General features: G+C 46.1%; 28 protein-coding genes. All 28 read left to right on the forward strand.

The genetic code is table 11. The annotated features are described in order from the left end of the window. Positions 1–26 precede the first annotated feature (26 nt). The 28 genes from rpmI (at position 27) to fabG (ending at position 24,037) form a co-directional block, all read left to right on the forward strand. Positions 27–230, forward strand: a complete 204-nt coding sequence (gene rpmI / locus LFX17_RS05365) for a 50S ribosomal protein L35 (RefSeq protein ID WP_002765180.1) — start codon at positions 27–29, stop codon at positions 228–230. Beyond that, positions 230–583, forward strand: coding sequence for a 50S ribosomal protein L20 (gene rplT, locus LFX17_RS05370; RefSeq protein ID WP_002726297.1), 354 nt, complete (start codon positions 230–232; stop codon positions 581–583). Before rpmI ends, rplT begins: the two co-directional genes overlap by 1 nt. 89 nt (positions 584–672) lie before the next feature. Next, the gene (locus LFX17_RS05375) at positions 673–1,335 is read left to right on the forward strand and encodes a coiled-coil domain-containing protein (RefSeq protein ID WP_238745508.1); all 663 of its coding nucleotides are present in this window, start codon (positions 673–675) and stop codon (positions 1,333–1,335) included. A 10-nt stretch (positions 1,336–1,345) separates the two neighbouring features. After that, complete coding sequence (locus LFX17_RS05380; protein WP_135571714.1) at positions 1,346–1,660, forward strand: cell division protein ZapA; 315 nt, start codon at positions 1,346–1,348, stop codon at positions 1,658–1,660. 75 nt (positions 1,661–1,735) lie between these two features. Beyond that, entirely contained in the window at positions 1,736–2,266 is a 531-nt protein-coding gene (locus LFX17_RS05385; protein WP_238729343.1) for a 5-formyltetrahydrofolate cyclo-ligase, read from the forward strand. Between the two features lie 149 nt (positions 2,267–2,415). After that, complete coding sequence (locus LFX17_RS05390) at positions 2,416–2,910, forward strand: chemotaxis protein CheW (protein ID WP_118955433.1); 495 nt, start codon at positions 2,416–2,418, stop codon at positions 2,908–2,910. Continuing rightward, on the forward strand, positions 2,910–6,155 hold the full coding sequence (locus LFX17_RS05395) for a chemotaxis protein CheW (RefSeq protein ID WP_238729344.1): 3,246 nt from the start codon (positions 2,910–2,912) through the stop codon (positions 6,153–6,155). Before LFX17_RS05390 ends, LFX17_RS05395 begins: the two co-directional genes overlap by 1 nt. 5 nt (positions 6,156–6,160) lie before the next feature. Next, on the forward strand, positions 6,161–7,234 hold the full coding sequence (locus tag LFX17_RS05400; RefSeq protein ID WP_238729345.1) for a protein-glutamate methylesterase/protein-glutamine glutaminase: 1,074 nt from the start codon (positions 6,161–6,163) through the stop codon (positions 7,232–7,234). A gap of 2 nt (positions 7,235–7,236) precedes the next feature. Beyond that, on the forward strand, positions 7,237–7,599 hold the full coding sequence (locus LFX17_RS05405) for a response regulator (protein ID WP_004458304.1): 363 nt from the start codon (positions 7,237–7,239) through the stop codon (positions 7,597–7,599). Positions 7,600–7,616: 17 nt separating this feature from the next. Then, positions 7,617–8,402, forward strand: a complete 786-nt coding sequence (locus tag LFX17_RS05410; protein ID WP_238729346.1) for a segregation and condensation protein A — start codon at positions 7,617–7,619, stop codon at positions 8,400–8,402. Next, complete coding sequence (gene scpB, locus LFX17_RS05415; RefSeq protein WP_238729347.1) at positions 8,369–8,932, forward strand: SMC-Scp complex subunit ScpB; 564 nt, start codon at positions 8,369–8,371, stop codon at positions 8,930–8,932. The genes LFX17_RS05410 and scpB overlap by 34 nt, the downstream gene beginning before the upstream one ends. Beyond that, positions 8,925–10,016 carry a prephenate dehydratase gene (gene pheA / locus LFX17_RS05420; protein ID WP_118955428.1) on the forward strand — a complete coding sequence of 364 codons (1,092 nt, stop codon included), beginning with the start codon at positions 8,925–8,927 and terminating at the stop codon, positions 10,014–10,016. Before scpB ends, pheA begins: the two co-directional genes overlap by 8 nt. Continuing rightward, entirely contained in the window at positions 10,013–10,930 is a 918-nt protein-coding gene (locus LFX17_RS05425) for a prephenate dehydrogenase (RefSeq protein ID WP_238729348.1), read from the forward strand. Before pheA ends, LFX17_RS05425 begins: the two co-directional genes overlap by 4 nt. Beyond that, complete coding sequence (gene aroA / locus LFX17_RS05430; RefSeq protein WP_238745511.1) at positions 10,911–12,233, forward strand: 3-phosphoshikimate 1-carboxyvinyltransferase; 1,323 nt, start codon at positions 10,911–10,913, stop codon at positions 12,231–12,233. Before LFX17_RS05425 ends, aroA begins: the two co-directional genes overlap by 20 nt. Next, positions 12,226–12,918: a (d)CMP kinase gene (gene cmk / locus LFX17_RS05435; protein ID WP_238745513.1), complete on the forward strand. Its 693-nt coding sequence runs from the start codon at positions 12,226–12,228 to the stop codon at positions 12,916–12,918. The genes aroA and cmk overlap by 8 nt, the downstream gene beginning before the upstream one ends. A gap of 57 nt (positions 12,919–12,975) precedes the next feature. Continuing rightward, positions 12,976–14,658, forward strand: a complete 1,683-nt coding sequence (locus LFX17_RS05440) for a 30S ribosomal protein S1 (protein ID WP_238729351.1) — start codon at positions 12,976–12,978, stop codon at positions 14,656–14,658. Between the two features lie 24 nt (positions 14,659–14,682). Continuing rightward, entirely contained in the window at positions 14,683–15,429 is a 747-nt protein-coding gene (locus LFX17_RS05445; RefSeq protein ID WP_238729352.1) for a YfgM family protein, read from the forward strand. Then, on the forward strand, positions 15,429–16,046 hold the full coding sequence (gene hisG / locus LFX17_RS05450) for an ATP phosphoribosyltransferase (RefSeq protein ID WP_238745525.1): 618 nt from the start codon (positions 15,429–15,431) through the stop codon (positions 16,044–16,046). Before LFX17_RS05445 ends, hisG begins: the two co-directional genes overlap by 1 nt. A 388-nt stretch (positions 16,047–16,434) precedes the next feature. Further along, entirely contained in the window at positions 16,435–16,635 is a 201-nt protein-coding gene (gene rpmF / locus LFX17_RS05455; protein ID WP_000290471.1) for a 50S ribosomal protein L32, read from the forward strand. A gap of 5 nt (positions 16,636–16,640) precedes the next feature. Further along, positions 16,641–17,648 carry a phosphate acyltransferase PlsX gene (gene plsX, locus LFX17_RS05460; RefSeq protein ID WP_238729354.1) on the forward strand — a complete coding sequence of 336 codons (1,008 nt, stop codon included), beginning with the start codon at positions 16,641–16,643 and terminating at the stop codon, positions 17,646–17,648. A gap of 353 nt (positions 17,649–18,001) precedes the next feature. Continuing rightward, positions 18,002–18,475 carry a DUF4303 domain-containing protein gene (locus tag LFX17_RS05465; RefSeq protein WP_238729355.1) on the forward strand — a complete coding sequence of 158 codons (474 nt, stop codon included), beginning with the start codon at positions 18,002–18,004 and terminating at the stop codon, positions 18,473–18,475. A gap of 106 nt (positions 18,476–18,581) precedes the next feature. Continuing rightward, positions 18,582–19,073 carry a hypothetical protein gene (locus LFX17_RS05470; protein WP_238729356.1) on the forward strand — a complete coding sequence of 164 codons (492 nt, stop codon included), beginning with the start codon at positions 18,582–18,584 and terminating at the stop codon, positions 19,071–19,073. A gap of 57 nt (positions 19,074–19,130) precedes the next feature. Further along, the gene (locus tag LFX17_RS05475; RefSeq protein WP_238745528.1) at positions 19,131–19,610 is read left to right on the forward strand and encodes a hypothetical protein; all 480 of its coding nucleotides are present in this window, start codon (positions 19,131–19,133) and stop codon (positions 19,608–19,610) included. 328 nt (positions 19,611–19,938) lie between these two features. Further along, entirely contained in the window at positions 19,939–20,283 is a 345-nt protein-coding gene (locus LFX17_RS05480) for an ArsR/SmtB family transcription factor (protein ID WP_238729357.1), read from the forward strand. Continuing rightward, positions 20,283–20,726, forward strand: a complete 444-nt coding sequence (locus LFX17_RS05485; protein WP_238729358.1) for an arsenate reductase ArsC — start codon at positions 20,283–20,285, stop codon at positions 20,724–20,726. Before LFX17_RS05480 ends, LFX17_RS05485 begins: the two co-directional genes overlap by 1 nt. A 6-nt stretch (positions 20,727–20,732) precedes the next feature. Then, positions 20,733–21,782 (forward strand): ACR3 family arsenite efflux transporter, encoded by a 1,050-nt coding sequence (gene arsB / locus LFX17_RS05490; protein ID WP_238745531.1) that lies wholly within the window; start codon positions 20,733–20,735, stop codon positions 21,780–21,782. Next, entirely contained in the window at positions 21,782–23,071 is a 1,290-nt protein-coding gene (locus LFX17_RS05495) for an ATP-grasp domain-containing protein (RefSeq protein WP_238745534.1), read from the forward strand. The genes arsB and LFX17_RS05495 overlap by 1 nt, the downstream gene beginning before the upstream one ends. A gap of 201 nt (positions 23,072–23,272) precedes the next feature. After that, complete coding sequence (gene fabG, locus LFX17_RS05500) at positions 23,273–24,037, forward strand: 3-oxoacyl-[acyl-carrier-protein] reductase (protein WP_118955413.1); 765 nt, start codon at positions 23,273–23,275, stop codon at positions 24,035–24,037. Positions 24,038–24,519 lie beyond the last annotated feature (482 nt).

A 24,519-nucleotide genomic window follows, 5' to 3' on the forward strand; every position in this document is an offset into this window, starting at 1 on the left:
GGAAATAGGATCGAAGGTAGATTAAGATGCCAAAGTTGAAAACGAATAGAGCCGCTGCAAAGCGTTTCAAGTTCACAAAGAACAACAAAATCAAACGCAAGAGTATGAATACCCGTCACATCTTGACCAAAAAGGGACCGAAACGCAGAAGACGTCTTCGCGGTTTGACCTTGGTCAATAACTCTGACTGGAAATCCATCGTCAGATTAATGCCTTATGGAGTACGATAATGCCTAGAGCGGTCAACGGAACCATCCACAAAAATAGAAGAAGAAGAGTCTTAAAGGACGCAAAAGGATTCCGCGGAGCCCGTTCTAAACTTTACAGAACGGCAAAAAGTGCGGTAATGAAAGCGGGCCAGTGGGCTTACCGCGATCGTAGAGCGAAGAAAAGAGATTTTCGTAAACTTTGGATCATCAGAATTAACGCCGCTGCGAGAGAAAATGGTTTGTCTTATTCCGTATTCATGAATTCTCTTAAGAAATTAGGGATCAACATGGATCGTAAATCCCTTGCAGAGCTGGCTTTTAACGATCGGGAAGTTTTCAACGCCCTGGTCGAAAAGATCAAAGTAGCCGGATAATCAATCCAGCTTGACCGAAATCGACAGCCCTGTAAGCTTACAGGGCTTTTTCTGTTTTCAGAGAATCGTTTTTTAAGGAGAATCAGGTTATGCTTACTATGGAGACCATTGAAGAATTAGAAAGCAAGGTCATTAAAGCCCTTGAACTGATCGGCGATCTTCGCGCTGAAAATGGTCGCTTAGAATCCGAAAACGAAACCCTGAGAGCCGAAAACGACCAGATGAAACTGGCGATGGAAGAAAAGGAAAAAGAACTTTCTTCTCTCCGGGCTCAGCTTCAAAAAACGAACGCAGAACTTACGGAACTCAAAGAAAGAGAACAAAAACTCGAAGGAAAGATCAATCAACTCCTCGGAAGATTGGATTCTCTTCCACAAGGGGGAGGAGCAACGGCATCTTCGGCTCCTTCTTCTTCCGCTTCGAGCGCGGCTCCGGCTGCCGCCGCCGCAACTACCGCCGCGGCGTCTAACGTTGTCAAAGAAACCGCTTCCGCAGAAGAGGAATTCGGCGAAGACGACGAAATCATTCTTCTCGACGAAGAAGACGACGATATTTCCCTGATCACAGAAGTTCCCGAAAAAGACGAAGACATCATCGAAATTTCCGAAGACGAAACCGCGGAAGATTTCAGTCCTCTGACCGAAAGCGATGACGACGATATCATTATCGAAGACGATGACGACGCGATCAGCGTATTCGACGCGGATGAAGACGACGACTTTCTGATCATCGAAGACGATCCTAAGTCCTGAGGTTGTTTGATTGGACCCACGCAGGGTAAAAGTTAGAATCCTCGGAGAGGAATATACGATCCTCAGCGAAACGGGAGAAGACTATATTTATTCCCTTGCGGAAGAAGTGGATCGAAAACTCAGAGAACTCGGAGCCGGAATGCCCGGCGCATCCCGACAAAAATTAGCCATCTTAGCCGCGCTGAACTTTGCGGACGAATTGAATCAAGCGAAAGAAATCAAAAGTGAAACAACACCTTCCGCTTCTCCCGGAACCGGTGAAATCGAAGAAAAAACCCGCAAGCTGATAACCATGTTGGAAGAAGGAATCATCGGAGATCTGTGAACTTCTTTCTTTGAGCCGCATTCAAAACTTTACTTTGTACGATTAAAAATTCGATCTCTTTAGTAGTAATTCTCCTTGAAACTGCAATCTAGAAACGCACTTCGAACGCTTCTTACTCTTTTGGAAGAAAGAGAAATCAAAGACCAAGCCATTCTGCGGTTTTTAGCGGAAATCACGGCGGGCGCACGTAAGATCATCGCCTACGCTCCCGATAAATGGGAAGTAAAGGTGGACCCGAAAGCCTTGGGTTGGACAGATTCCGGTAAGGAAATTTATTTCCCAAAAATGATCGGAGAAAAACTCGAATTCATTCTTCCCGAAACCTGGGAATCGGGCCCGTTCGGAATTTCCGAACCGAAAGGAACAAAGACCTTAAATTTTCACGATGCGGAATGGATTGTCGTTCCGGCTTTGGGTTACGACGAACTCGGTTTCCGTTTGGGACGGGGCGCGGGCTTTTATGACAGAACTTTGCACGACGTCAGTCCGAATCAATTGATCGGTCTTACCTACGAGGAACTCTTTCCGGCGAGCTTCGCAAAGGAAGATCACGACATAAGAGTTGGTACTGTCATTACGGAGAAAAAAATCTATCAAATCGTCTGAAAAAGCGGTAAAATACTGTCTATTCGATAAATAGAGTGAGAATTTTTAGGTTTCGCGAATGCTTTCTTTCGATTGTTCTTGAAAAACAAATCGCAATCTGTTTTATATATTGATCCTGGATTTTAACGGAGACCTTCGGGTATACAATCATGGCCTCATTCGATAATAGACAATATCTTGAATCCTTAGAAGCGGATAAAACGACGGACTCTCAAAAGGAATATCTTACCTTTAACGTCGAGGACGAAATCTTCGGAATCGATATCCTAAAAATCCACGAAATTCTGAAGCCGGTTCCGATCACAAGAATTCCGAACGGAGACGATTATATTCTCGGGGTGATTAATCTCCGAGGAGAGATCATTCCGATATTAGATCTAAAGCAGGTTTTCGGAATCGGATACAGCGAGATCATTCCTTCCACAAGAATCATCGTCGTCGTTCACGAAGAAAAACGCGCGGGAATTCTCGTCGATACGGTAAAACAAGTGGTGAAAATTCAATTCGACAAAATCAGCAAAGCCACCGACGATCTCACTCTCAATTACAGTTCTTTGATAGAATCTGTCAGCCAGGCGGAGGAAACTTTGATCCTTAACTTAAACCTATCCGTCCTGATCAACTTTGAACAGGAGGTCGCGTAATGGCTGGAATTCTGGGAGAATACACCGAACTCTTTTTGGAAGAGTCCGAAGACCAAATCGAAGAACTGAACGCGAACCTTCTTCGTCTCGAAGCGGATCATAAAAATCTTTCGATCATCAACGATATCTTTCGCGCGGCTCATTCGCTCAAAAGTTCCGCGGCTTTCGTCGGTTTATACAATCTTTCCGATCTCGCTCACAAGATGGAGAATCTTCTTCAGTTGACGAGAGACGGAAAACTCGAAGTCAAACTTCCTCTCGTCAATCTTCTGTTTCAATGTTTCGATCTGATCAAATACGTGATCGCCAACGTGAGCCAAGGGAAAAAGATCGATACCCCGTTTACGGAGATGATTCAAAAGCTGGACGCGTACGAAAAAGATCCTTCTTCTTTTTCCGGCGTTGCAGGTTCCGCGCCCGCCGAGACTTCCGCTCCGGCGCCAAAACCCGTTGAAGCAGCACCCGCCCGTCCAGCCGCGGCTCCGACATCTTCTTCCGCACCGAGCGCCGCTTTGCGTCCTTCCACTTCGGGAGGTTTGGACATTCGTTTGGAAGCGGAAGAGGTTCGCGAACTCGAAGAGGAAATCCGCAAAGCCGGAAAATGTCTGAAGATCTCCGTAAGCCTCGGAAAAGATTCTCCGATGAAGGGTCTTCGTTTTTCTTTGATTCTTCAGAACTTAAAAAATTTAGGAGTCGTTTATAAATCCGTTCCCGATCTCGAAGAATTGGAAAAGGGAGTCGACGTCACTTCCATCACGCTTTTATTTCTTTCTTCCGAATCCCTGGAACAGATACGAACGGCGGCTAACGTCGATATGGTGGAAACCCTCGACATTCAGGAATACGTTCCCGTCGTTCAGGAGGAAGTCGCGGCGACGGGATTCAAGATGGACGACGATATGGCGGCGTCCGAATCCAAGGTTACATTAAAGAGTATTAAAGTATCCTCCGATAAACTCGATCAGCTCATGAATAACGTGGGAGAGTTGATCATTACGAATTCCGGCTTTCAAAGAATCTACGACGATCTGATCCGAATCTTCGGTGAGGACCAACTCTTCAACGATCTCAAATCCAGAATCGATCTCATCAACCGAATCTCGAAAGAACTCCAATCCGGAATCATGAACATCCGAATGGTTCAAATCTCCACTGTGTTCCGCAGATTCTCGCGTTTGGTGCGCGACCTTTCGCTCGAAACCGGCAAGAAGGTGAATTTGATTCTCAGCGGAGAATCGACCGAACTCGACAAAAAAGTCATCGATGCGCTCGGTGAACCGCTTCTCCATTTGATCCGCAACTCCGTGGATCACGGAATTGAAACTCCGTCCGAACGAGTCGCCGCGGGAAAATCGGAAACCGGAACGGTGGAACTCAATTCTTACCAAGGCGGAAGCAATATTATGGTGGAGATCCGCGACGACGGTCGCGGTTTGGACGCGGAAAAAATTCTCCGCAAAGCGATCGAGAAGGGACTCGTCTCCGCGACCGAAGCTTCCAATCTCACCGAGCAGGAAATCTATCAGTTCATTTTTCAAGCGGGATTTTCGACAGCCGATACGATCACGGATATTTCCGGTCGCGGCGTGGGCATGAACGTCGTGAACAATCTCATCCAGGAATTCAAAGGGAAAATTTTGATCAACAGCACGAAAGGTCAGGGGACTTCCTTTGTTCTTTCCTTTCCGCAAGCTCTTGCGATCATTCCTTCCATTCTCGTTCTTATGGAAGAGGAAGTGTATGCGTTTCCTCTTTCGGAAGTCAACGAGACGATCAAGATTCACAACGATCAGATCACCACTCTCGAAGGGAACGAAATCATCAATCTCAGAGGAGAGGTTCTTCCGATCTACAGACTCAACCGCATCATCGGCCTTCAGGACAAAACGGATCGCGAAGAATTTCCGGTTGTCATCGTTCAATACAAAGGTCGCAAGATCGGATTTATGGTCGATGAACTCGTGGGCAAACACGAGACGGTCATCAAGTCTCTCGAAAAGAATTTCAAAAACATCCACGGTCTCACAGGTGCGTCCATCATGGGAGACGGAACCATCATCATGGTTTTGGACATTCCCGGAATCGTAGAGATCGCGTCCGAACTCGAAGACACGGACACCGTCGTTCGTTATCATCTCGAAACGATGCGGAGAATCAGTTCGATTCATTCCGCGGACCGCGAAGAGGAACTCTACGTTCAAAAAACGACAAATCCCACGAACGTCTACAATCACAAACTGCACGAGATCACGAACCGTGAACGTCTGAAAAAGAAAAAGACCGAACGCACCCGCGAGATGAAACGCATCGTCGTGGACAAAGAAGAAATGATCCGCGAAGAAAAAGAACTCGCGGCGGCTCTCAGCGTGGAAATGAAAGCTCCTCAGGAAAGACAACTTCCCGCCGCCGGCGAACCCGTAATTCCTGAATCCCCGAAGACTACTCCGCCTCCGACCGTGACTTCGTTTTCGGATTCTCCCTCCACTCCGCGTAAACCGTTCGTTTCCAAGTCGGAAGAGGAATATCGTTCTCATATCACCGACATTGCGCTCGATCAAAGCGCGAGCGAAGAGGAACAAAAACGAGCCAAGTCGATCATCGACAGCTTCTTATCTCAAAAGAAAGAACGTACGATGTCCGTCGGTCCCGCAAAGGACTTCAAAGGCGCCCTTTCCAAAGAGGAAATCAAAAAACTCGAAAGCGTAGTCAACACGGGAATGATGAACGCGGGTATGGTTCTTTCCCAGCTTTTGAAAAAGAACATCGATCTTTTTATTCCGGAAATCATCATGAACGACCGCGACGGTCTCGCGGAAGAGATCCGTTTTTCGGACGACCACTTTTACGGCTTGAGAATCCGCATGAACGGAGATTTGAACGGAAATCTTTTGATGATGTTCTCCAGAGAAAACGCGAGCAATCTCGCGAGAGAACTTCTCGGTTCGGATATGCCCCCCGGTTCCGGTTTGACCGACGATGCGAAGTCCGTTCTCAGCGAGATCTCCAATATCGTTTGTTCTTCGGTAATGAACTCGATTTCCAACAAGGCGAAAGCGAGCGTGATGCCTTCCGTTCCCGAATTTTTGGAAGGAACGTTTATGCAGGTTTTGGACGTCGTAAAACCGGAGAGAACGAAATTCTTAAGTATGCTGACCGAATTCAATCACGAAGGAAACGATCTTCTCGGCGTTCTTTTATTCCTTCCGGACTTTGACGAATTGATCCAGTTGATCCCGAGGTTCTAAAGGAAATGGTTCCCAACCCGGTCCGCGCGGTCATCGTGGATGATTCTCTTTTAGTGAGAAACATCATCTCCGATCAGATCCAAAAAGATTCCCAGATTCTCGTCGTCGCCACCGGTAAGACCGGTGTGGATTGTATCGAACTCGCGCAAAAATTGAATCCGGACGTCATCATCCTCGACGTGGAAATGCCGGTGATGGACGGTCTTACGGCCTTGCACGAGCTTCAAAAAAAGAGGATGGGAATTCCGGTCATCATGCTTTCGGTTCTGACTCAAAACGGAGCCGAGGCCACGTTCAAGGCTTTGGAATACGGCGCGATCGACTTCGTTCCCAAACCTTCGAGCGCGTTTCAATTCGATCCCGAAGAAATCGGAAACATTCTCAAGTCCAAGATTCTCGCATTCTTCGAAAGCCGCGTAAGAATTCCTTCCATTGTCTCATTAAAAAAAGTTCCGGTGACGACCGTTCCTTCCGGCGGAGCGCCGGCGAAAAAAACTCCCGTGCAAGCGATCTGTATCGGTACTTCCACCGGTGGACCGAGAGCATTGCAGGAAGTTTTTTCCAGAGTCCCCGCGGACATTTCTCTGCCGATACTAGTCGTGCAACATATGCCCGCAGGTTTTACGAAAGCGTTCGCGATGAGACTCAACGAACATTCCAAAATTCGAGTGAAGGAAGCCGAAGACGGCGAACCGATCGAACCGAATACGGGCTACGTCGCACCGGGAGACGCGCATCTTTCCGTTCAATCTCGCGGCGGGAGGAAATGGATTGCCCTGAACAGGGAAGCTCCCGTAAATGGACACAGACCTTCCATTGAAGTTCTCCTAAACAGCGCGATCGAAGAATATAAAAGCGGGATAATCGGTGTGATTATGACCGGTATGGGAAAGGACGGCTCGGCGGCTATGGTAAAAGTGAAAGAAGCCGGGGGTTCCACGATTGCACAGGACGAACAAACTTCCGTAATTTATGGAATGAACCGTCAGGCCGTTGAAATGGGAGGCGTCGAATATATCGAGCCTGTGACCGAAATCATCAATAGGATCCAAATCATTTTGAAAGAGAGAGGAATTTAATTATGGCCAGAATTCTCGTTGTGGATGACGCCAAATTCATGAGAACCATGGTAAAAGACGCGCTCACCCAAACCGGTCATGAGATCGTAGGTGAGGCTGAAAACGGGAATATTGCCGTGGAGCAATACAAGTCTTTGAAGCCGGATCTGGTCACGATGGATATTACCATGCGTGAAAAAGACGGAATCGAAGCGGCTCAGGAAATATTCAAGTTGGATGCGAAAGCGAGAATCATCATGGTAACCGCGCTCGGTCAGGAAGACCTTTTGGCAAAGGCAATCAAGATGGGAGTCAAAGACTTCGTCGTAAAACCGTTTTCTCCGGAAAGACTCCAGCAGGCGGCGGACAAAGCTCTGAATTCTTAAGAGGCAAAAGTCTTTGAATGGAGAATGAAGAATCCGGTAAGTCCTTTGTAGTTCAATGGAACAACTCCGAGGGAGGTTTGACGGAAGGACCTCTTTCAGTCCTCTGGAGTTTGATTGAAAGTTACAAAGTGGACATCTTTGATGTTTCTCTCTCTCGCATCACCCGTGATTTTTTAAGTTTCTTACGGATTTCAGAGACTCTTTCCTTGGAGCTCAGCGCGGAATACGCCTTGATGGCGGCCAATCTTATCTACTTAAAATCCAAGGCGCTGTTGCCGGATCCGGGATTTGAGGAAGAAGACTACGAGCCGCCGCTTCCCCCCGAACTTGTTGAAAAACTTTTAGAACACAAAAAATTCCAGCTCACCGCAAAACGGCTCTCGGAAATGGATCAGGTCCAGACAGGGGTTTTCCGAAGAGAATCCAACGTCACCTTGGAAGAAGAGGACAATTGGCTGGACGTTTCTTTGTTGGACTTGATCGGCGCGTTCAACGAAATTCTCGAAGCCAAAGTCGACGACGCGGAAATTCCCGCATTACTCACCACACCTCACCGATTTACGGTGGAAGAAAAGATGGAAAAAATCCTTTCTTCCCTCCGAGAAAAAAAGGAAGTTACTTTCCCGGAATTATTCGAGAAGGAAGTTCCGGAAAAGGCAGAAATCGTTGCCACTTTTCTGGCATTGCTGGAACTAAGTAAGCAGAGGATTCTCCGGGCTAAGCAGCACAAACTTTTCGGGGAGATCCGTTTATTTCTGGTAGAGGAACAGTGGAACGGGACAGGGCAAAACTCAAAGGATTGATCGAGGCGTTATTATTCGTTTCCGGTGAACCTCTTAAATTGGCGAGCATCGCCAAGTCCGCCGAAATGGAAAAGACCGAGACAAGAGAAATTCTCGACGAACTCGTATTAGACTATTCCGAAAAGAACGGCGGCTTTCTCTTAAAGGAAATCGGCGGCGCCTATCAGTTCGTGACCAACGAGGGATATTCCGAAATTCTCGGAAACATCTTCAAGGAAAAAAGAAGGGAACAACTTTCCAAATCCAGTTTGGATACTCTTGCCATCATCGCATACAAACAACCCATCACTCTTCCCGAAATCGACGAGATCCGCGGAGTTTCCTCCAGAGCGATGGTGACTTCTCTCATATCCAAAAAATTGATCAAGCCGATCGGCAACAAAGAAGTTCCGGGAAGACCGGCGCTTTACGGAACGACCAAAGAATTCTTGATTCATTTCGGATTGAATAAACTATCGGATCTTCCGGCTCCTGTGGAAGTCAAAGAGCTGAAATTTGAAAACCTGGACGATTTACTCGAAAATGAGTGACCTGGATCAACAACTAAAAGTCTTCCGAGATCAGATCGATTCTCTGGATCAAGAGATCGTAAAGGCGATCCAGGCTCGCACGGAATTCGTCGCGAAAATCGGCGAACTCAAGCGCGAACGAAACGAACCGGTCTTCCGTCCCGATCGCGAAAAAGAAGTTTATGAAAAGATAAAGTCTTTGAGCGCGGGGCCGTTACCCGACAAAGTACTCATCGCCATTTACCGCGAAATCATGTCCGGTTCCATCTCCGTCGAAAAAGGATTGGAAGTCGGTTATCTCGGACCTGCCGGTTCCTTTTCCAATCAAGCGGTTCGTACTCGTTTCGGAGCTTCGATCCAAGCGTTGGAATTCAATTCCATTCCCGACGTGTTTCGCGCCGTAGAAACCGATAAGATCGACTACGGAGTCGTTCCGGTCGAGAACTCGAGCGAAGGACTCGTCAATTCCACGCTCGATCAGTTTTTGGTTTCCGACCTTCTCATTTATTCCGAACATTATCTGAGAATCAGCATCAGTCTTTTGGGATTCGAACACGACCTTTCCAAAATCCATACTTTGTACGGAATCAAGATCGCGAATTCTCAATGCAAGAATTGGCTCGCCGCAAACTTACCGCACGTCGAGATCGTGGAAACTTCCTCCACCGCAAAAGCCGCGCAGATCGTAGCGGAAAAAAAGGAAGGATGCGCGGCGATCGCTTCTTCCATCGCGGCGGAAATCTACGGACTCAGTTTGATCCGCGAGTCCATCGAAGATCTCGCCGACAACACGACCCGGTTTTTGATCATCGGAAAAAATCAATGTCCTCCGACCGGAAACGACAAAACTTCCGTCGTGTTCTCCTGTCCCGATAAACCGGGGGCTTTGTATCGCGTATTAAAACCTTTCTTCGATCATCAACTCAATCTGACAAAGATAGAATCCAGACCTACGAGAAGAAATTCCTGGGAATACAACTTCTTCATCGACTTTAACGGTCATCAAAAGGACGAATCCATCCAAGCCGTTCTTTCCAGCTTGAAAGAAAACACGATCTTTCTCCGGGTTCTCGGTTCCTATCCGATGTCTCCGCAAAGCCTGTGAAATCAGAATTTTCTAATATTCTCATATACGGTCTCGGGCTGATGGGCGCTTCTTTGTCCTTGGCGCTCAAGAAGAAGGGAATCTCCGCGCGCGTCACGGGCGTAGTCAGTTCCTCCAAAAGCAAATCAAAGGGAGAATCTCTCCGTTCAGCGGACGAGATTTTGACCTCGGACGAATTTCATTCTACCAAACGTTGGAAAGATTACGATTTTATCATATTCGGAGTTCCGGTGGATCTCACCGTGAAGCTGATCTCCGAACTTCCTCTCGATTACGAAGGTGTGATCACCGATCTCGGTTCGACCAAAAAAGAAATCATTCACGCGGTTGAAGCCCGGTTTTCGAACGCGCACAATTACGTCTCGTCGCATCCAATGTGCGGTTCCGAGGAATCAGGACTCGAGTTTGCGAACGCGTCCCTTTACGAAGGAAGGCTTTGTATTCTGACTTCTCCCAAACACGCGAGGCCGGAAGTTCGGACGAGTTTGGACACGTTTTGGAAAAACATCGGAATGGAAACGATCGAAATTCCCGCCGATAAACACGACGCCATTCTATCGTATCTATCCCATTCTCCCCATATACTTTCCTCGATCATGGCGGACTGGGCGGCCAATCAGAAGATCGTAAAACAATATACGGACATGTCCCCGATTCCGTTGAACGGAGGAGGCTTTCGCGATATGACCCGGATCGCCGGTTCCAATCCGAAGATGTGGGCGGCGATTTTTTCCTCGAACCAAGAGGAAATCTATAAGTCGCTTCTCGACTACCGCGATCGACTCGATATTATATTAGAAAAATTGAATCCAAAAAACACCCTGAATCCGAAAGAATGGGAGGGTTTCATGGAAACCTCCCGCAGATCCAGGGATTATATTTTGAAGAACCAGGATGATTCCAAGAAACACTAAACTTAAGTCGTGGGAGATCACGGTTCCCGGAGATAAATCCTTATCGCATCGTTCCGTTTTGTTCGCCGCTCTTTCCAAGGGGCGTTCCAAGGTGACGGGATTTCTCGAAGCGGAAGATCCGCTCAATACGATGTCCGCGTTCACCAAACTCGGGTTAAATGTTCGAAAGATCGCGCCCGGCGAATACGAATTTACGAGTCCCGGAAAGGATGCTCTCGTTTCGCCTAACGTGGAACTCGACTTCGGAAACGCGGGAACGGGAATTCGTCTGTCGGCGGGACTGATCTGCGGACTTCCCGGAGTGAAAGCGACTCTGACAGGTGACGATTCCTTGAAAAAACGTCCGATGGGAAGAATCATCAAACCTCTGACTGCGATGGGCGCCTCGATCGTCGGGCTCGGAGAAAAAGAAACCGCTCCGCTGAAAATCGAAGGGAAAAAATTGAGTGCGTTCCGATACGAAAGTCCGATTGCGAGCGCACAGATCAAATCCTGTCTGATGCTCGCGGCGATCGCGTCCTCAACGGAATTGGAATATTCGGAAAACATATTGTCGCGGGATCATACCGAAAACATGTTTCAATTTTTGGGAAACAAGATCGAACGGATCTCGCCTCTTCATTTTAAAATCAAACCTCCGTACGTTTTGAACGGAGGAGAATTCAAAGTGCCGGGCGATATTTCCTCGGCGGCGTTTTTTTTGGTGCTCGGCGTTTTGGCAAAGGAAGGAAATCTTCTGATTCAGAACATCGGGCTGAATCCGGCCCGGATCGGAATCTTAAAAGTGCTGGAACTCATGGGAGCGAAGATCGAAATTCTCAACCGAAGAATCGAATGCGGAGAACCCGTCGGCGATCTCAAAACATATCCTTCCGCATTAAAGAAAGTGAATATTCCGGAATCCTTAATTCCTTCGATCATTGACGAAATTCCGATTTTGTCCGTAGCGGGACTCTTTGCCGAAGGCGGATTTGAAATCCGTCACGCGGAGGAATTGCGCGCCAAGGAATCGGACCGGATTCATACGATGGTTTCCAATTTCCGCGCGCTCGGAATCGAAGTGGAGGAATATCCGGACGGTTATGCGTTAGACGGAACCTCTCAAGAATCCGAAATCGTTTGGGCCGAACTTTCCAAAGGAAAAAAGATCTCCATTCTTTCCTATATGGATCATAGGATCGCGATGAGCTTTTTGATCCTCAAAGCCCTTTCCGGTTTCCAACTCGAAATCGACGAAACTTCCTGGATCGAAACTTCTTTTCCTGGATTTGAAACCTTACTTCGAGGATGTCTTTATGAATGAGAATGTGATCGCACTCGACGGTCCGGCGGGTTCGGGGAAAAGCACCGTAGCGAGACAAATCGCCGAAAAGATCGGATTCAATTATTTGGATACGGGAGCGTTCTATCGCGCTGTAACGTTGTTTTTATTTCGACGATTCCAAGCCGCGACTAACGCGGGAGAATTCTCCGAATGGGTGAAAACGGACGAGGCAAAATCCTCGATCGGATCGGCGCATATCCTCTGTGAATTCTCCGCAGGAAACGAAAACAAAATTCTCCTGAACGGAGAAGACGTTTCTCTCGCGATTCGAACCCCCGCAATCACGAAAGAAATCAAACACATCGCGAACCAAAGAATTTACCGCGACTTCGTGAACAAAGAACTTCATTCTCTCGCGAAACGTTACAAATTGATCATGGACGGCCGCGATATCGGAACCGAAGTTTTCCCGGATGCGAAGTTCAAGTTTTACTTAACGGCTTCTTCCAAAGTGCGCGCGGAAAGAAGATATTTACAATTGCAAGAGCAGGGGATCGCCGCAGATCGGGACGAGATCGAAAGAGAAATCATTCTTCGCGACAAATCGGATATGGAAAGGGAAATAGCGCCTCTTTATCAGGCAAACGACGCAATCCTCGTTGACACTGATCTCCTACCAAAAAATAGTGTAATTAGCAAGATCCTTGAGATTCTGGATCGATGATCCCCGAAAATTTCCAGACGGATCCTGAACTACCATTAGCCGAGTAACCTACGCCCCATGACAAACAAGGAAGAGAAGTCCACTTTTGCAGAAGTATTCAAACAGTGGGAACAATCAATACACGAAGAACCGGAACTCCGGAAAGATCAAGTCGTTGAAGGAAAGATCGTATCCGTCGACAACGACTATGTTTATGTGGCAATCGAAGGGCTCAAACAAGAAGGCCGTATCCCAAGAGGAGATTTCGACGAAACTCCGGAACGCGGCAATTATGTCTCCGCAATCGTAAAAAGAAAGGAATCCCAAGATTCCGGATGTATTCTCTCCAAAAAAGAAGCCGACCAAAGAAAAGGTTGGGAAATCGTAAAAGAAGCGTTTAAAAACGGCTACCAAGTTACCGGCCGTCTCGTAAACGAAATCAAGGGCAAAGGTTACATCGTAAACGTAGAAGGAGTGGATCTCTTTTTACCTGCTTCTCAACTCAGCTATAAATTCAAAGAAGGGGAAACCTTCAAAAACAAGGAACTTGAGTTTAAGATCATCGAACTCAACGACCGCACTCGTTCCGGAGTGGTTTCCAGAAAGAAACTTTTGGACGAAGTAAACGAAGAAAAGTGGGACGCTCTTCTTCTCAAAATCAAAGTAGGGGACAAGGTTAAATCCGTAGTCAGCAAAATCGCTTCTTTCGGAGTATTCTGCGAAGTGGACGGAGTTACCGGTCTTCTGCGTCAAAGAGATATTTCCTACAAAAAATACGCTCCATTCAAACAATATTTCCAAATCGGCCAGGAAGTGGAACTTGTCGTTCTCGAACTCGACAAGGAAAACAACAAACTCGCGTTAGGTTTGAAACAACTCTACGAAGATCCTTGGGTTTGGGCGGAACGTTCTTTGGAAAAAGAAATGGTCATCCGCGGAACCGTAACTTCTTTAACGAAGTTCGGCGCGTTCGTCGAATTGAAAGAAGGTCTGGAAGGACTCATTCACACATCCGAACTGGCTTGGGCTAAAAAACCCCCGCAACCGAAAGACATTCTTAAAAAAGGTCAAGAAGTGGAAGCTCTGGTTTTGGACATCGATTTCAAAAACAGAAGACTTTCTCTCGGCTTAAAACAACTTCAACCGAATCCTTGGGATCAGTTAAGCCCTGAAATCCGCAGAGGAAACGTTTTGGAAGGTGTGATTACCGGCATTACAAAATACGGCGCGTTCGTCGAAGTGGAAAACGGAATCGAAGGCCTGATCCACATCAGCGACATCACTTGGGACGAGAAGGCGAGCAATCCTACTTCTCAATTGAAAAAAGGCGACACCGTAAAATACATGATTCTCGACGTGAACTTGGACGCGCAGAGAATTTCCTGCGGTCTCAAGCAGTTGATGGAAAACCCATACGAGATTTTTCGCAACGAACATCCGATCGGAACCATCGTGGAAGGAAAGATCAAGTCCATCAAAGAATTCGGTATCTTTGTGGAAGTGGCTCCCGGAATCGAAGGTCTCGTTCATATCTCGGAAGTTCCGAACGGAAGAGAAACGAACATCGCGGAAGTTTACAAACCCGATGAGATCGTGAAAACCGCAGTCATCAAAGTGGACGTGAAGAATAAGAAAATTTCTCTCTCCATCAAGGACTTTGATAAGGCTCTCGAAAGAGAGGAAATGTCCAAGTATCTCAAGACTTCGGACGCTCCTTCCCGCGAAAGTCTGGGAAGCTTCCTGAACACTTCTCTCAGATAAGAATCCTGGAAAGAAGGACTTGATATGAAACGCTACGAAGTAGGTCAAACGGCCGCGAAAGAAGTTAAGGTGGACCCTTACGCGGATTTTCAAGGCAGTAAGATAGAATTGGCTCTGATCAAATTTTTCAGGGCGATCGCTTCTCGTATCAAGGAAGTTCTGATCGGAGCGGGTGCGATTCTTGTGATCGTTCTCGCGTTCGTGATCTATTTTCAATACCAAGATTCTCAGTTTGAAAAAGGGACGATCGCATTGGAAGCGTTGGAAAAAAAGTTCCGCGCCAATCCTGCGATCGATCTGAAAGAAAAAATACAAGCATACGAAGAAATCTCTTCCCAGTATTCATCCAAAAAACTCGATCTGAGACTGGCAAAAGTCCTTTCCGATCTCTATTCCAGAAACGGAGAATTTCAAAAGGCCGCGGAGAAAATCGAATGGGCCGGTAAGAAAATCGACGAACCGACGGAAGTAAAGGCGTATTACTTTTATCTCGCGGGAAATCTTCGCGAAAGAGAAGGAAACTTCGAATCGGCGGAAACCGATTTTGCGACTGCGGCCAATCTTCTTTCCAATACGAGAGAAGCGAACGGATTCTTAGCTTGGAGTTTATACCAGACCGGAAGACTCAAGGCGAAAAACGGTAAAAAGGCGGAAGCGATCGAATCCTTGAAAAAGGTTCTCGATCAGGACATCAAAACTCCCGCGACCGATTACAATACCGTCAAACAATTCGCGACATTCTTACTCATACAACTCAACCAGAAAGGCTGATGCTTACACTGGCTTTGCCTAAAGGAAGACTCGCCGAAGAGAGCATCGATCTGATGATCTCCAAAGGCTGGCTTTCCGCTAAACCCGATCACCATTCCAAAGAACTCATCTACAACGATCCTATGGGAAGAATCCGGATTCTTCTCGTGCGTTCTCAAGACGTTGCGACTTACGTGGAACAATGCGCCGCAGACGCGGGAATCAGCGGTTGGGACGTCCTCAAAGAAGGAGGATACGACCTCGCTACTCCGCTCGATCTGAAAATCGGAAAGTGCAGACTTTCTCTTGCGGCGCCGGAAGGTTATACGCTGGAAGCGCGTCATCGCAAGATTCGAGTCGCGACGAAATATCCGAATTTAGCCAGAGAATTCTTTTTTCACAAAGGGTTGTCCTGCGAGATTTTCAAACTCTACGGTAGCATCGAATTGGCGCCGCTCGTGGGACTGTCGGATTGTATCGTTGACTTGGTTTCCACCGGAGGAACCCTCAAGGCAAACGGACTGGCGGAGTTGGACATAATCTTAGAATCTTCGGCCAGGCTCGTTTTTAACCGCTCTTCTCTTTATGGAAAAAGAAAGGAAGCCGTTGAATTTATGGACTCTCTTTCCAATTTGTAGAATTCAATGAGAGCCTTCGCAAGTTGAATAAAGTAACAATGGACCGAAGAAGACTAAAACTTAAATGTTCCGACCAAAAGTGGGGTTTGTTAATTGCAAAAAGTGAGATCTTTTGATATAGAAAATCCTCCGAGGTTTTCCCGCCACCTCTCCCCACCACCCAAAATCTGGGTGGGGCGCGAAATTTTACGGTAGATTGTCGTAACTCCGACGGATTGATCTTCAGTTGTAGCCCGGTAAGGATAAGGAATGTTTTACTGAGTTCCAAGACGGCTCCTTTTTGCTCTCAAAAAGACCATCTTCTCCGCATTTCGGCGAAATAATAGTTGAGGATTACCAGCCTCAAAAAAGTATAGTTTAACAACTTCAATTTCCCAAGAGGAAAGCAATGGCAGTTCCCAAAAGACGAAAATCGAAATCAAAAGTAAGGACAAAACGGGCGCATCATGCCATCGGAAAACCAAATTTGGTTCCTTGTCCTAATTGCAATTCTTACAGACTTCCTCATAGAATTTGCCCAACCTGCGGATTCTATAAGACCGGAATCGTTTTAGAGCCGAAAGTTAAGAAGCCTAAAGAAGAAAATTAATTCCTATGATGTGGGTCGCCGTCGATGTAATGAGCGGCGATTACGGGCCGGAAAAGATCATTGAAGGCGCCGTAAATGCCGTTAACCAGGATGGGGCAAATGTCGTCCTGGTCGGCAAAGAAGAAGAAATCGGGGAGATCCTCCTCAAATTCGAATACGACACAAACAAAGTAAGAATCCAGCACGCATCGGAGATCATCGATATGAACGATTCTCCGTCGATCGCAGTGCGAACCCTTCAGGATTCTTCCGTCGTTCAAGCCACACAACTCGTAGCGGATAAAACCTGCGTCGGAATGTTTTCTCCGGGAAACACGGGCGCAACCATGGCCTCGGCTCTTTTGTATTTGGGAAGAATTCCCGGAGTTCTTCGTCCTCCGATCGCCGCTCCGATTCCCCAAGAAAACGGACCTCCTATGCTCCTCGTGGATGCGGGCGCGAACGTGGATTGTAAGCCGGATTATCTGGCGCAGTTCGCCGTTATGGGAGAAATTTATTCAAAGCTAATATTCAATATTTTGAATCCGAAAGTCGGAATTCTTTCCAACGGGGAAGAGGACAAAAAAGGGAACACGGTTTCTTTGAAGGCTTTCGAGATGATCAAAAAACTTCCGATCAACTTTGTCGGAAACGTGGAAGGGCGGGACTTATACGGAAGCGGAAAGGACGTGGACGTTGTAGTATGCGACGGATTTATCGGGAACATCGTTCTAAAAGCCACGGAAGGCCTTTCCAAATCCATCTTCAACGTGTTACGCGAAAGCATCAAACAATCCAGTCTCGCTCAAACGGGCGCTCTTTTACTGAAGCCCACGTTTGCCGCGATCAAAAAACGTCTCGACTACGCGGAATACGGCGGAGCTTTGTTGCTCGGAGTGGACGGAATCTGTTTAATCGGACACGGTTCGTCCAACGCGCTTGCGGTTCAAAGCGCGATCCGAGTCGTGAACGTGTGCGCCGGACATCAGATCAACGATCGAATCGCGGCCGATCTCAAAAAATACAATATCTGATTCGAGTCGAATTATCTTTCTGCGTTCCTCATTATAAAAGGATTCCCTTATCTTCCGAATCAAGAAGATCATAAATATTTCTCTGCGACGTCTTGGACCTTTTGAGATTTCTTGACTCGCTTTTTCGCAACGCACAATTCGTTTCTCAAAGCGACATCCTCCGAAAGCGTACATAACTTGTTTCGTCGTTTGCAGGCTTAAATTGCAAACGAAACGTTCTGCGAGGAACGAGAGTCTTTACAACAGGCCTCGTAAAAGAAGAATTCTTTCCGACTTTTCGGAACCAATCAAAAAAGATTCAAAAAATAATCCGACGGTTGTAGAACTTTCAGAACAAAAGCAGGATGGGCTTCATGTTTGACGTAAAAAAAATGGCCGACTTTGCTCAGGCCGAAATTGAGAAATTTTCCCGCGAACACCAAGGGGAAATCTTTTACGCGTTTGCGATCGACGACGGTCGACTTTGCCTCAACTCGGTAGGTCACTTTGAAAAGGCGCTCCGAGAATTTGCGACACAATCCCCCCGTTACTACGATTCCCCCGAAAAAATAAGAACTTTACGCAACGATCCGAACGGATGGGCGTATCACGGTTTCGCCTGTTTTCGTACACTGAACCGCGGTTTTGAAACTCCGTTCAACGAAGCGCTTTGCAATCAACATGCCGAGCTCGAATCGCAAGATAAGGAGAAAAGTCAATACCGGCTTGCGATGAACGCGGTTCTTGAACTTTTGAAAGAAAGAAACGCTTTCGATTCTCTCCGAACAACCAAGGATTTCAAAATCGAAAAATCCGATTTCGATTCCAAAGCCCCGGCGTACCGCTGAAAACCGAGGGGGCGGATTCATTCGTCCCCTTTTCTAAAACCGCGCTATTTCATTCCGATAATAAAAAGAATATTAAATTATTAAGCGAAGTGGAGAATTCCCGTTCATGACCGAAATCAAAAACAAACTCGACCGAACTCTCCGGATCGACGTAATCTTTGCGGTTCTCTTTTTTCTGGTGAGCTCGAAATTTCATTCTTTTTTAGGAATGCACGAGAACATGGAGGCCGAAGACTTCGTTCGCGTCAAATATGTGATTGCGGTTTTCGCTATCGGGCTTCTTTTTTTTGCTGCAGTCGATATCGCGCTGCTTTTGGAAAAGAAAATCGATCGAAGACTGAGAATCCTCGTATGCCTTCTCGCATTCGTTTGTATTTTCGCCGAACTCGCATATTATTCGAAATCGATCCGATTCTTTTGGGACTTATTCGTGCAAACCTCCGCCGATTTGGAAGCGGGGCAGCCGATGTGGGAAAGTATGAGATCCGAATTCAGACAGATCTTTTCCGTAGTCGCGATCGGTTTTTTCGCTCTGAGAACTTTGATTCGATTGATCTGGAATTTTTTTTGGTCGAAAGCGATCCTTGCTTTGGATTGATTCGAGTCGTAAAGAGATTCGGCATTCTTACGCATAAGAGTATATAATAAAATACTTATGAAGATAAGCTCATTGGGAAGACGTTTCAATCGTCAGGTGCCGCTATGGTCGATTCTTGCGTTTGGAGCGTTTGGTGTTGCATGTACGTATGTGGGTCGATCCGAATCCGTAACCGCATCGAAAACTTTGACTGAAAAACATCGATGTCTTGAGGCGATTCGTTCATTGAAAGATTCCGGTGAAACGTCTGCGAAAGAGAACTCGGATCCAAAACAAGTCGAAATCGAGAAAAAGAAAATCCTGGATTTTATCAAGAAGGAATGGAAAAGAACAGAGGAGGCTCTTCCGGAGAATCAGATTGTTCGGTATGACGTTTCCATCGTTGACGGCTTTTATTGCGCGATCGCGGATAAAAAATTGAAAAAAGACGCTGAAGATTTGTCGCTTCAGTGCGGGATCGAATATGTTTTTAAATCGAACCCTTTTCAATATCTTTCCGTTCAAATTCATGCTCCCCAATGTCCGCCGGAATCCTAGATGTCCATGAGAGCAGTCAAAGCCACCTTTGATGTTGAAAAAAATTTTTAACCGTTATAAGGAAGAATCCGAAGCGTTTATATGCGATGCGTCTGTTAGGAAATCGTTCGTTGAGAATTTTAATGGAAAGAATCGGTTTGCGGCTGGAATTCTCAGCCGATTTTAATCGATCGCAAAAAGAAAATCACCTCAATGCAAAAGAGGGAAAACAAAGAGTTTAGGAATGATTCGATAATCGAGTCGATTCCTCATCCAAAATCCTATGCCGCGCTCATCAAGATCTAGAAAATTGACTTGCTTTTATTATCGTATATTTACGATATACAATATGGCAGTCAATAAGAAGACGGAGTTTTCGGCTGATACGAGATCCTTGGCGGATTTCTCGAAATCCTTTGCGCATCCGGCTCGCCTCGCAATTTTGCAGACGATCGCCGAGCGAAAGGAATGTATTTGCGGAGAAATTGTAGAGGTTTTGCCCTTGGCGCAAGCCACGGTTTCGCAGCACCTTCGGGAATTAAGAGGGATCGGTTTGATCAAGGGTGAAATCGAAGGAAATAAATCCTGCTATTGTATCAATTGGACTCGTTTAGAAGAGTTCGAATCTGATGTTGTTTCCTTTTTCAAAGATTTAAAACGTTATAAAACCTCAATGGGAGAGGATTGTTGCTGATGAATAAACCGAAAATTCTCGTTTTATGTACGGGAAACAGTTGTCGAAGCCAAATCGCCGAGGGTTGGCTCAGGTATTACGCGGGAGACAAGGCCGACATTTACAGCGCTGGAATCGAAACTCACGGAGTCAATCCGCGCGCGATCGCCACGATGAAAGAAGCCGGAATCGACATTTCGAAACACACTTCCAACCATATCGACGAATATCGTAATTTAGATTTTTCTTATATTCTTACCGTGTGCGATCATGCAAAGGAGAATTGTCCTTATTTTCCCTCCAAAGCCGAGCGTTTTCATCATAATTTTCCCGATCCCGCAAAGGCTACCGGTACGGAAACGGAAATCCAGGAGGAGTTTCGAAAAGTCCGGGAAATGATTCGCGAGTATTCGCTGAATTTCCTGCGAGAATTGAATTTGATTTCCCCTTCGGCTAAGGATTGAGGCGAGATGGGTTCTAAATTAAGTTTTGTCGATCGTTATCTTACGTTTTGGATTTTTCTTTCGATGGGTGCGGGCGTTATATTCGGAAAAATATTTCCCTCAGCGGAGTTGGCTTTCAGCCGACTTTCCATCGGGACAACGAATGTTCCTTTGGCGGTTGGTTTGATTTTGATGATGTTTCCTCCCCTTGCAAAAGTTCAATATGAAAAAATGAAGGAAGTTTTTTCCAACGTTAAGGTGCTATCGATCTCCCTTTTTCTGAATTGGATCGTGGGTCCGTTGCTGATGTTTGCACTGGCGAGTATTTTTCTGGCCGATTTTCCCGAATATAGGATCGGTTTGATCTTAATCGGTTTAGCGCGATGTATCGCGATGGTTATCGTTTGGAACGAGTTAGGCGAGGGAAATCGAGATTATGCCGCCGGTTTGGTCGCATTGAATAGTCTTTTTCAAATATTTTTCTACAGCTTTTACGCCTACTTTTTCATTTCGATTTTACCGGCTTATGCGGGTTTGGAAGTTTACGAAATTCATTTGACCATCGGGCAGATTGCGGAAAGCGTTCTGATCTATTTAGGAATTCCTTTTTTTTCCGCGATTCTTGTACGTTTTACGCTACTTCGTTACAAAGGAAAAAAATGGTACGATGAAACGTTTATTCCGTTCGTTTCACCCGTCACTTTGATCTCGTTGTTGTTCACCATTTTCTTTATGTTTAGTCTTAAGGGAAATCTGATTTTCGAAATTCCCGCGGACGTCCTGATCATCGCCGTACCGTTGATATTCTACTTCGTGATTATGTTTATGATCAGTTTCGGGATCGGGAAAATTATGAAAGTGGAATATTCAAAAACGACTTCCATCGCGTTCACTTCGGCGGGAAATAATTTCGAACTCGCGATCGCAGTCGCGATCGGTGTTTTCGGAATCGCAAGCGGCCAAGCGTTTGCGGGAGTCATCGGACCTTTGGTCGAAGTCCCCGCTCTGATTCTCTTGGTTCGAGTCGCATTCTGGTTCCGCAAAAGATGGTTTTCTGCACCCGCGGAGGTTCTGTAATGACAACGATCTCGCAACTATTCAACCGCGAATGCCAATGTGTTACGCTTGAAAAAAAAGTTTTAGAGAAAACGTTTCATTCTAAGATCTTAGAAGCCGAAGGTGCCGAACATTTGGATGTGAGCGCGTTATCTGAAAGATTCTTTTCCCCAAGCGCCTCCTTTTTGGATCCGAACGAATTGAATGCGATTCAGACAACCGTTTCCACGTTTCAGAAAAGTTTAAAAAACGAGATGGTTCGTAAGCGGCTTCTTCGGGATTTCCCAGAGGCGTTAAAGCATCGTTTTTCCGAGGGCGGTGTTTTCCTTAGTTTCGATTTTCATCTTACCGATCAAGGTCCGAAACTGATAGAAATCAACACGAATGCAGGCGGAGCCTTTTTACAAAAGAAGCTCGTGGAAGCGCAACAAGAATGCTGTGTTGAAGTTCGAGACGCTCTTCCCAAAAAAGAGGAACTGGATGCGATCGAATCCGATTTTTTACAAACCTTTCTTCAGGAATGGAAGGACGCTGGAAAACCGGACCGACCCAAATTCATCGCGATCGTGGACGAAACGCCTCAGGAACAATTTCTTTATCCGGAATTTTTACTATTCCGAGAACTCTTTATCAGTCGCGGAATCGATTCCGAAATCGTTTCGCCCGAAGCCTTTCAAACGAACGAAGAAGGTTTTCTTTTCGTAAACGGAAAGAAGGTCGATCTGATCTACAATCGTCTCACCGATTTTTATCTTACCGATCCCGGCAGTAAGGCGATGTGCAGCGCTTGGGAAAAACAAACCGTCGTTGTGACCCCGAACCCTCTCGACTATGAACTCTACGCAAAAAAGACGAACTTGATTCTCTGGAAAAACGATTCCTTCCTGAATGATGCGGGAATCCCGGAAGAGGATCGAAAGATTCTCGATAACACCGTTCCCTTTACGGGATATGCGAAGGACGTGGATCCGGACACTCTCTGGGCAGAAAGAAAGAAATTCTTTTTTAAACCGACATCCGGCTACGGAAGTAAGGCCGTTTATAGAGGAGATAAACTCACCAAAGGAACGTTTCAGGAAATTCTTTCCGGAAATCATCTGATTCAGGAAATCGTCCATCCTTCGGAAAGAATTCTTCTGAATGCGGACGCGCAACGGGTTCCTTATAAAATGGATTTAAGAGCGTACGTATACAAAGAGAGAATTCTTCTTTTGGCCGCCCGATTGTATCAAGGTCAGACGACCAATTTCAGAACTCCGGGGGGAGGTTTTTCTCCCGTTTACGTTTTGGGTAATAAACCGTTGGATTGAAAACGTGGTAGTTCCCACACTTTTAATAAGCGGTAAAACCTTGTAAGCCCGGCGGTTTTATGGACTTTCTAAAATTGGACGTCCGATTTCAAATAACCAGAACGTTCGTTCTGTTTCCTTGCCGTAAAATGCGGAAAACTCCCTTGACCCGCTATTCGAGCGAAATACTTTAGCCGCAGAGAACCTGAATAGGAAAGAATTATGATCGATTTAAAAGGTAAAAATGCCGTAATCACCGGATCCGCAAGAGGGATCGGAAAGTCTACGGCTTTAACTCTCGCAAAAGCGGGAGCGAATATCGTAATCGCGGACCTCAACGAGGAAGCCAGCAAAGCGACTGCGGAAGAAATCGCAAAACAAACAGGCGTGAAAGCCATCGGAATCGGAACAAACGTTGCGGACGCGGACTCCGCGGCAAAAGCGATTCAAGCTTGCGTGGATGAATTCGGAACGGTAGACGTTTTAGTAAACAACGCCGGAATCACCAAAGACACTCTTCTTATGAGAATGAAAAAAGAACAATGGGATGCGGTTATTGCGGTTAACCTTACAGGAACTTACAACTGCACTCAAGCGGCGATTAAGTTTATGATGAAAAACCCGAACGGCGGTTCCATCATCAATCTTTCTTCGATTGCCGGAGTAAACGGAAACATCGGACAAACCAACTATTCCGCTTCCAAAGCGGGTGTGATCGGTTTTACAAAAGCTGTGGCTTTGGAAATGGCTTCTCGTAAAGTGCGTTGCAACGCGATTGCACCGGGTTTTATCGCCACTGAAATGACGGAAGCGATTCCTGAAAAAATCAGAACTGCCATGGTTGCGGCGATCCCGTTGAAAAGAGCAGGACAGCCAGAAGACATCGCGAACACGATCGCATTCTTAGCATCCGATATTTCTTCGTTCATTACCGGTCAGGTAATCGAAGTAAACGGCGGTGGCTTTTTACCGGGCGCTTCCGCATAAGAACTTCCAATTCTCCATGATTCTTTCACTCGTCCAGGAGTGAAAGAATCCCTTTGTCCGCATTTCCATTCATTCGTTCGAAAAAAAATCACAAGTGCCGTCGGTACCTTTCTTTTGTTCTTTTAAAAAGAAATCTTTTCCGGTTTTCGTTTTTCTTTTTAAAATTAGGATTCGAAAGCGGACCGTTACGAAGGTTCTAATGTGACAATCGATTACGAATCTCCAAAATTTCACTTTCATCGGCGAAATACATTTTCATTCGGTCTGAATTGTACGGAGTCCTGAACGAATTTTTTTCGTTCCGCAACGGATCGCTTTCAATCGATAAAAAACCGATTCGAAAAATAAAAACGAATAAACAATTTAAAGGAGTTTTTTTCTGAAAAAAAGTATATTGGCTTGCCAAATATTTTCGGAATTAAATCTATAAAATTCGGTGGATTTTATATCCGCCTGGCTAAATCTAACAAAAAATCATCATA

Origin of the sequence: Leptospira sanjuanensis (genome assembly GCF_022267375.1) — a bacterium.
Lineage (GTDB): Bacteria > Spirochaetota > Leptospiria > Leptospirales > Leptospiraceae > Leptospira > Leptospira sanjuanensis.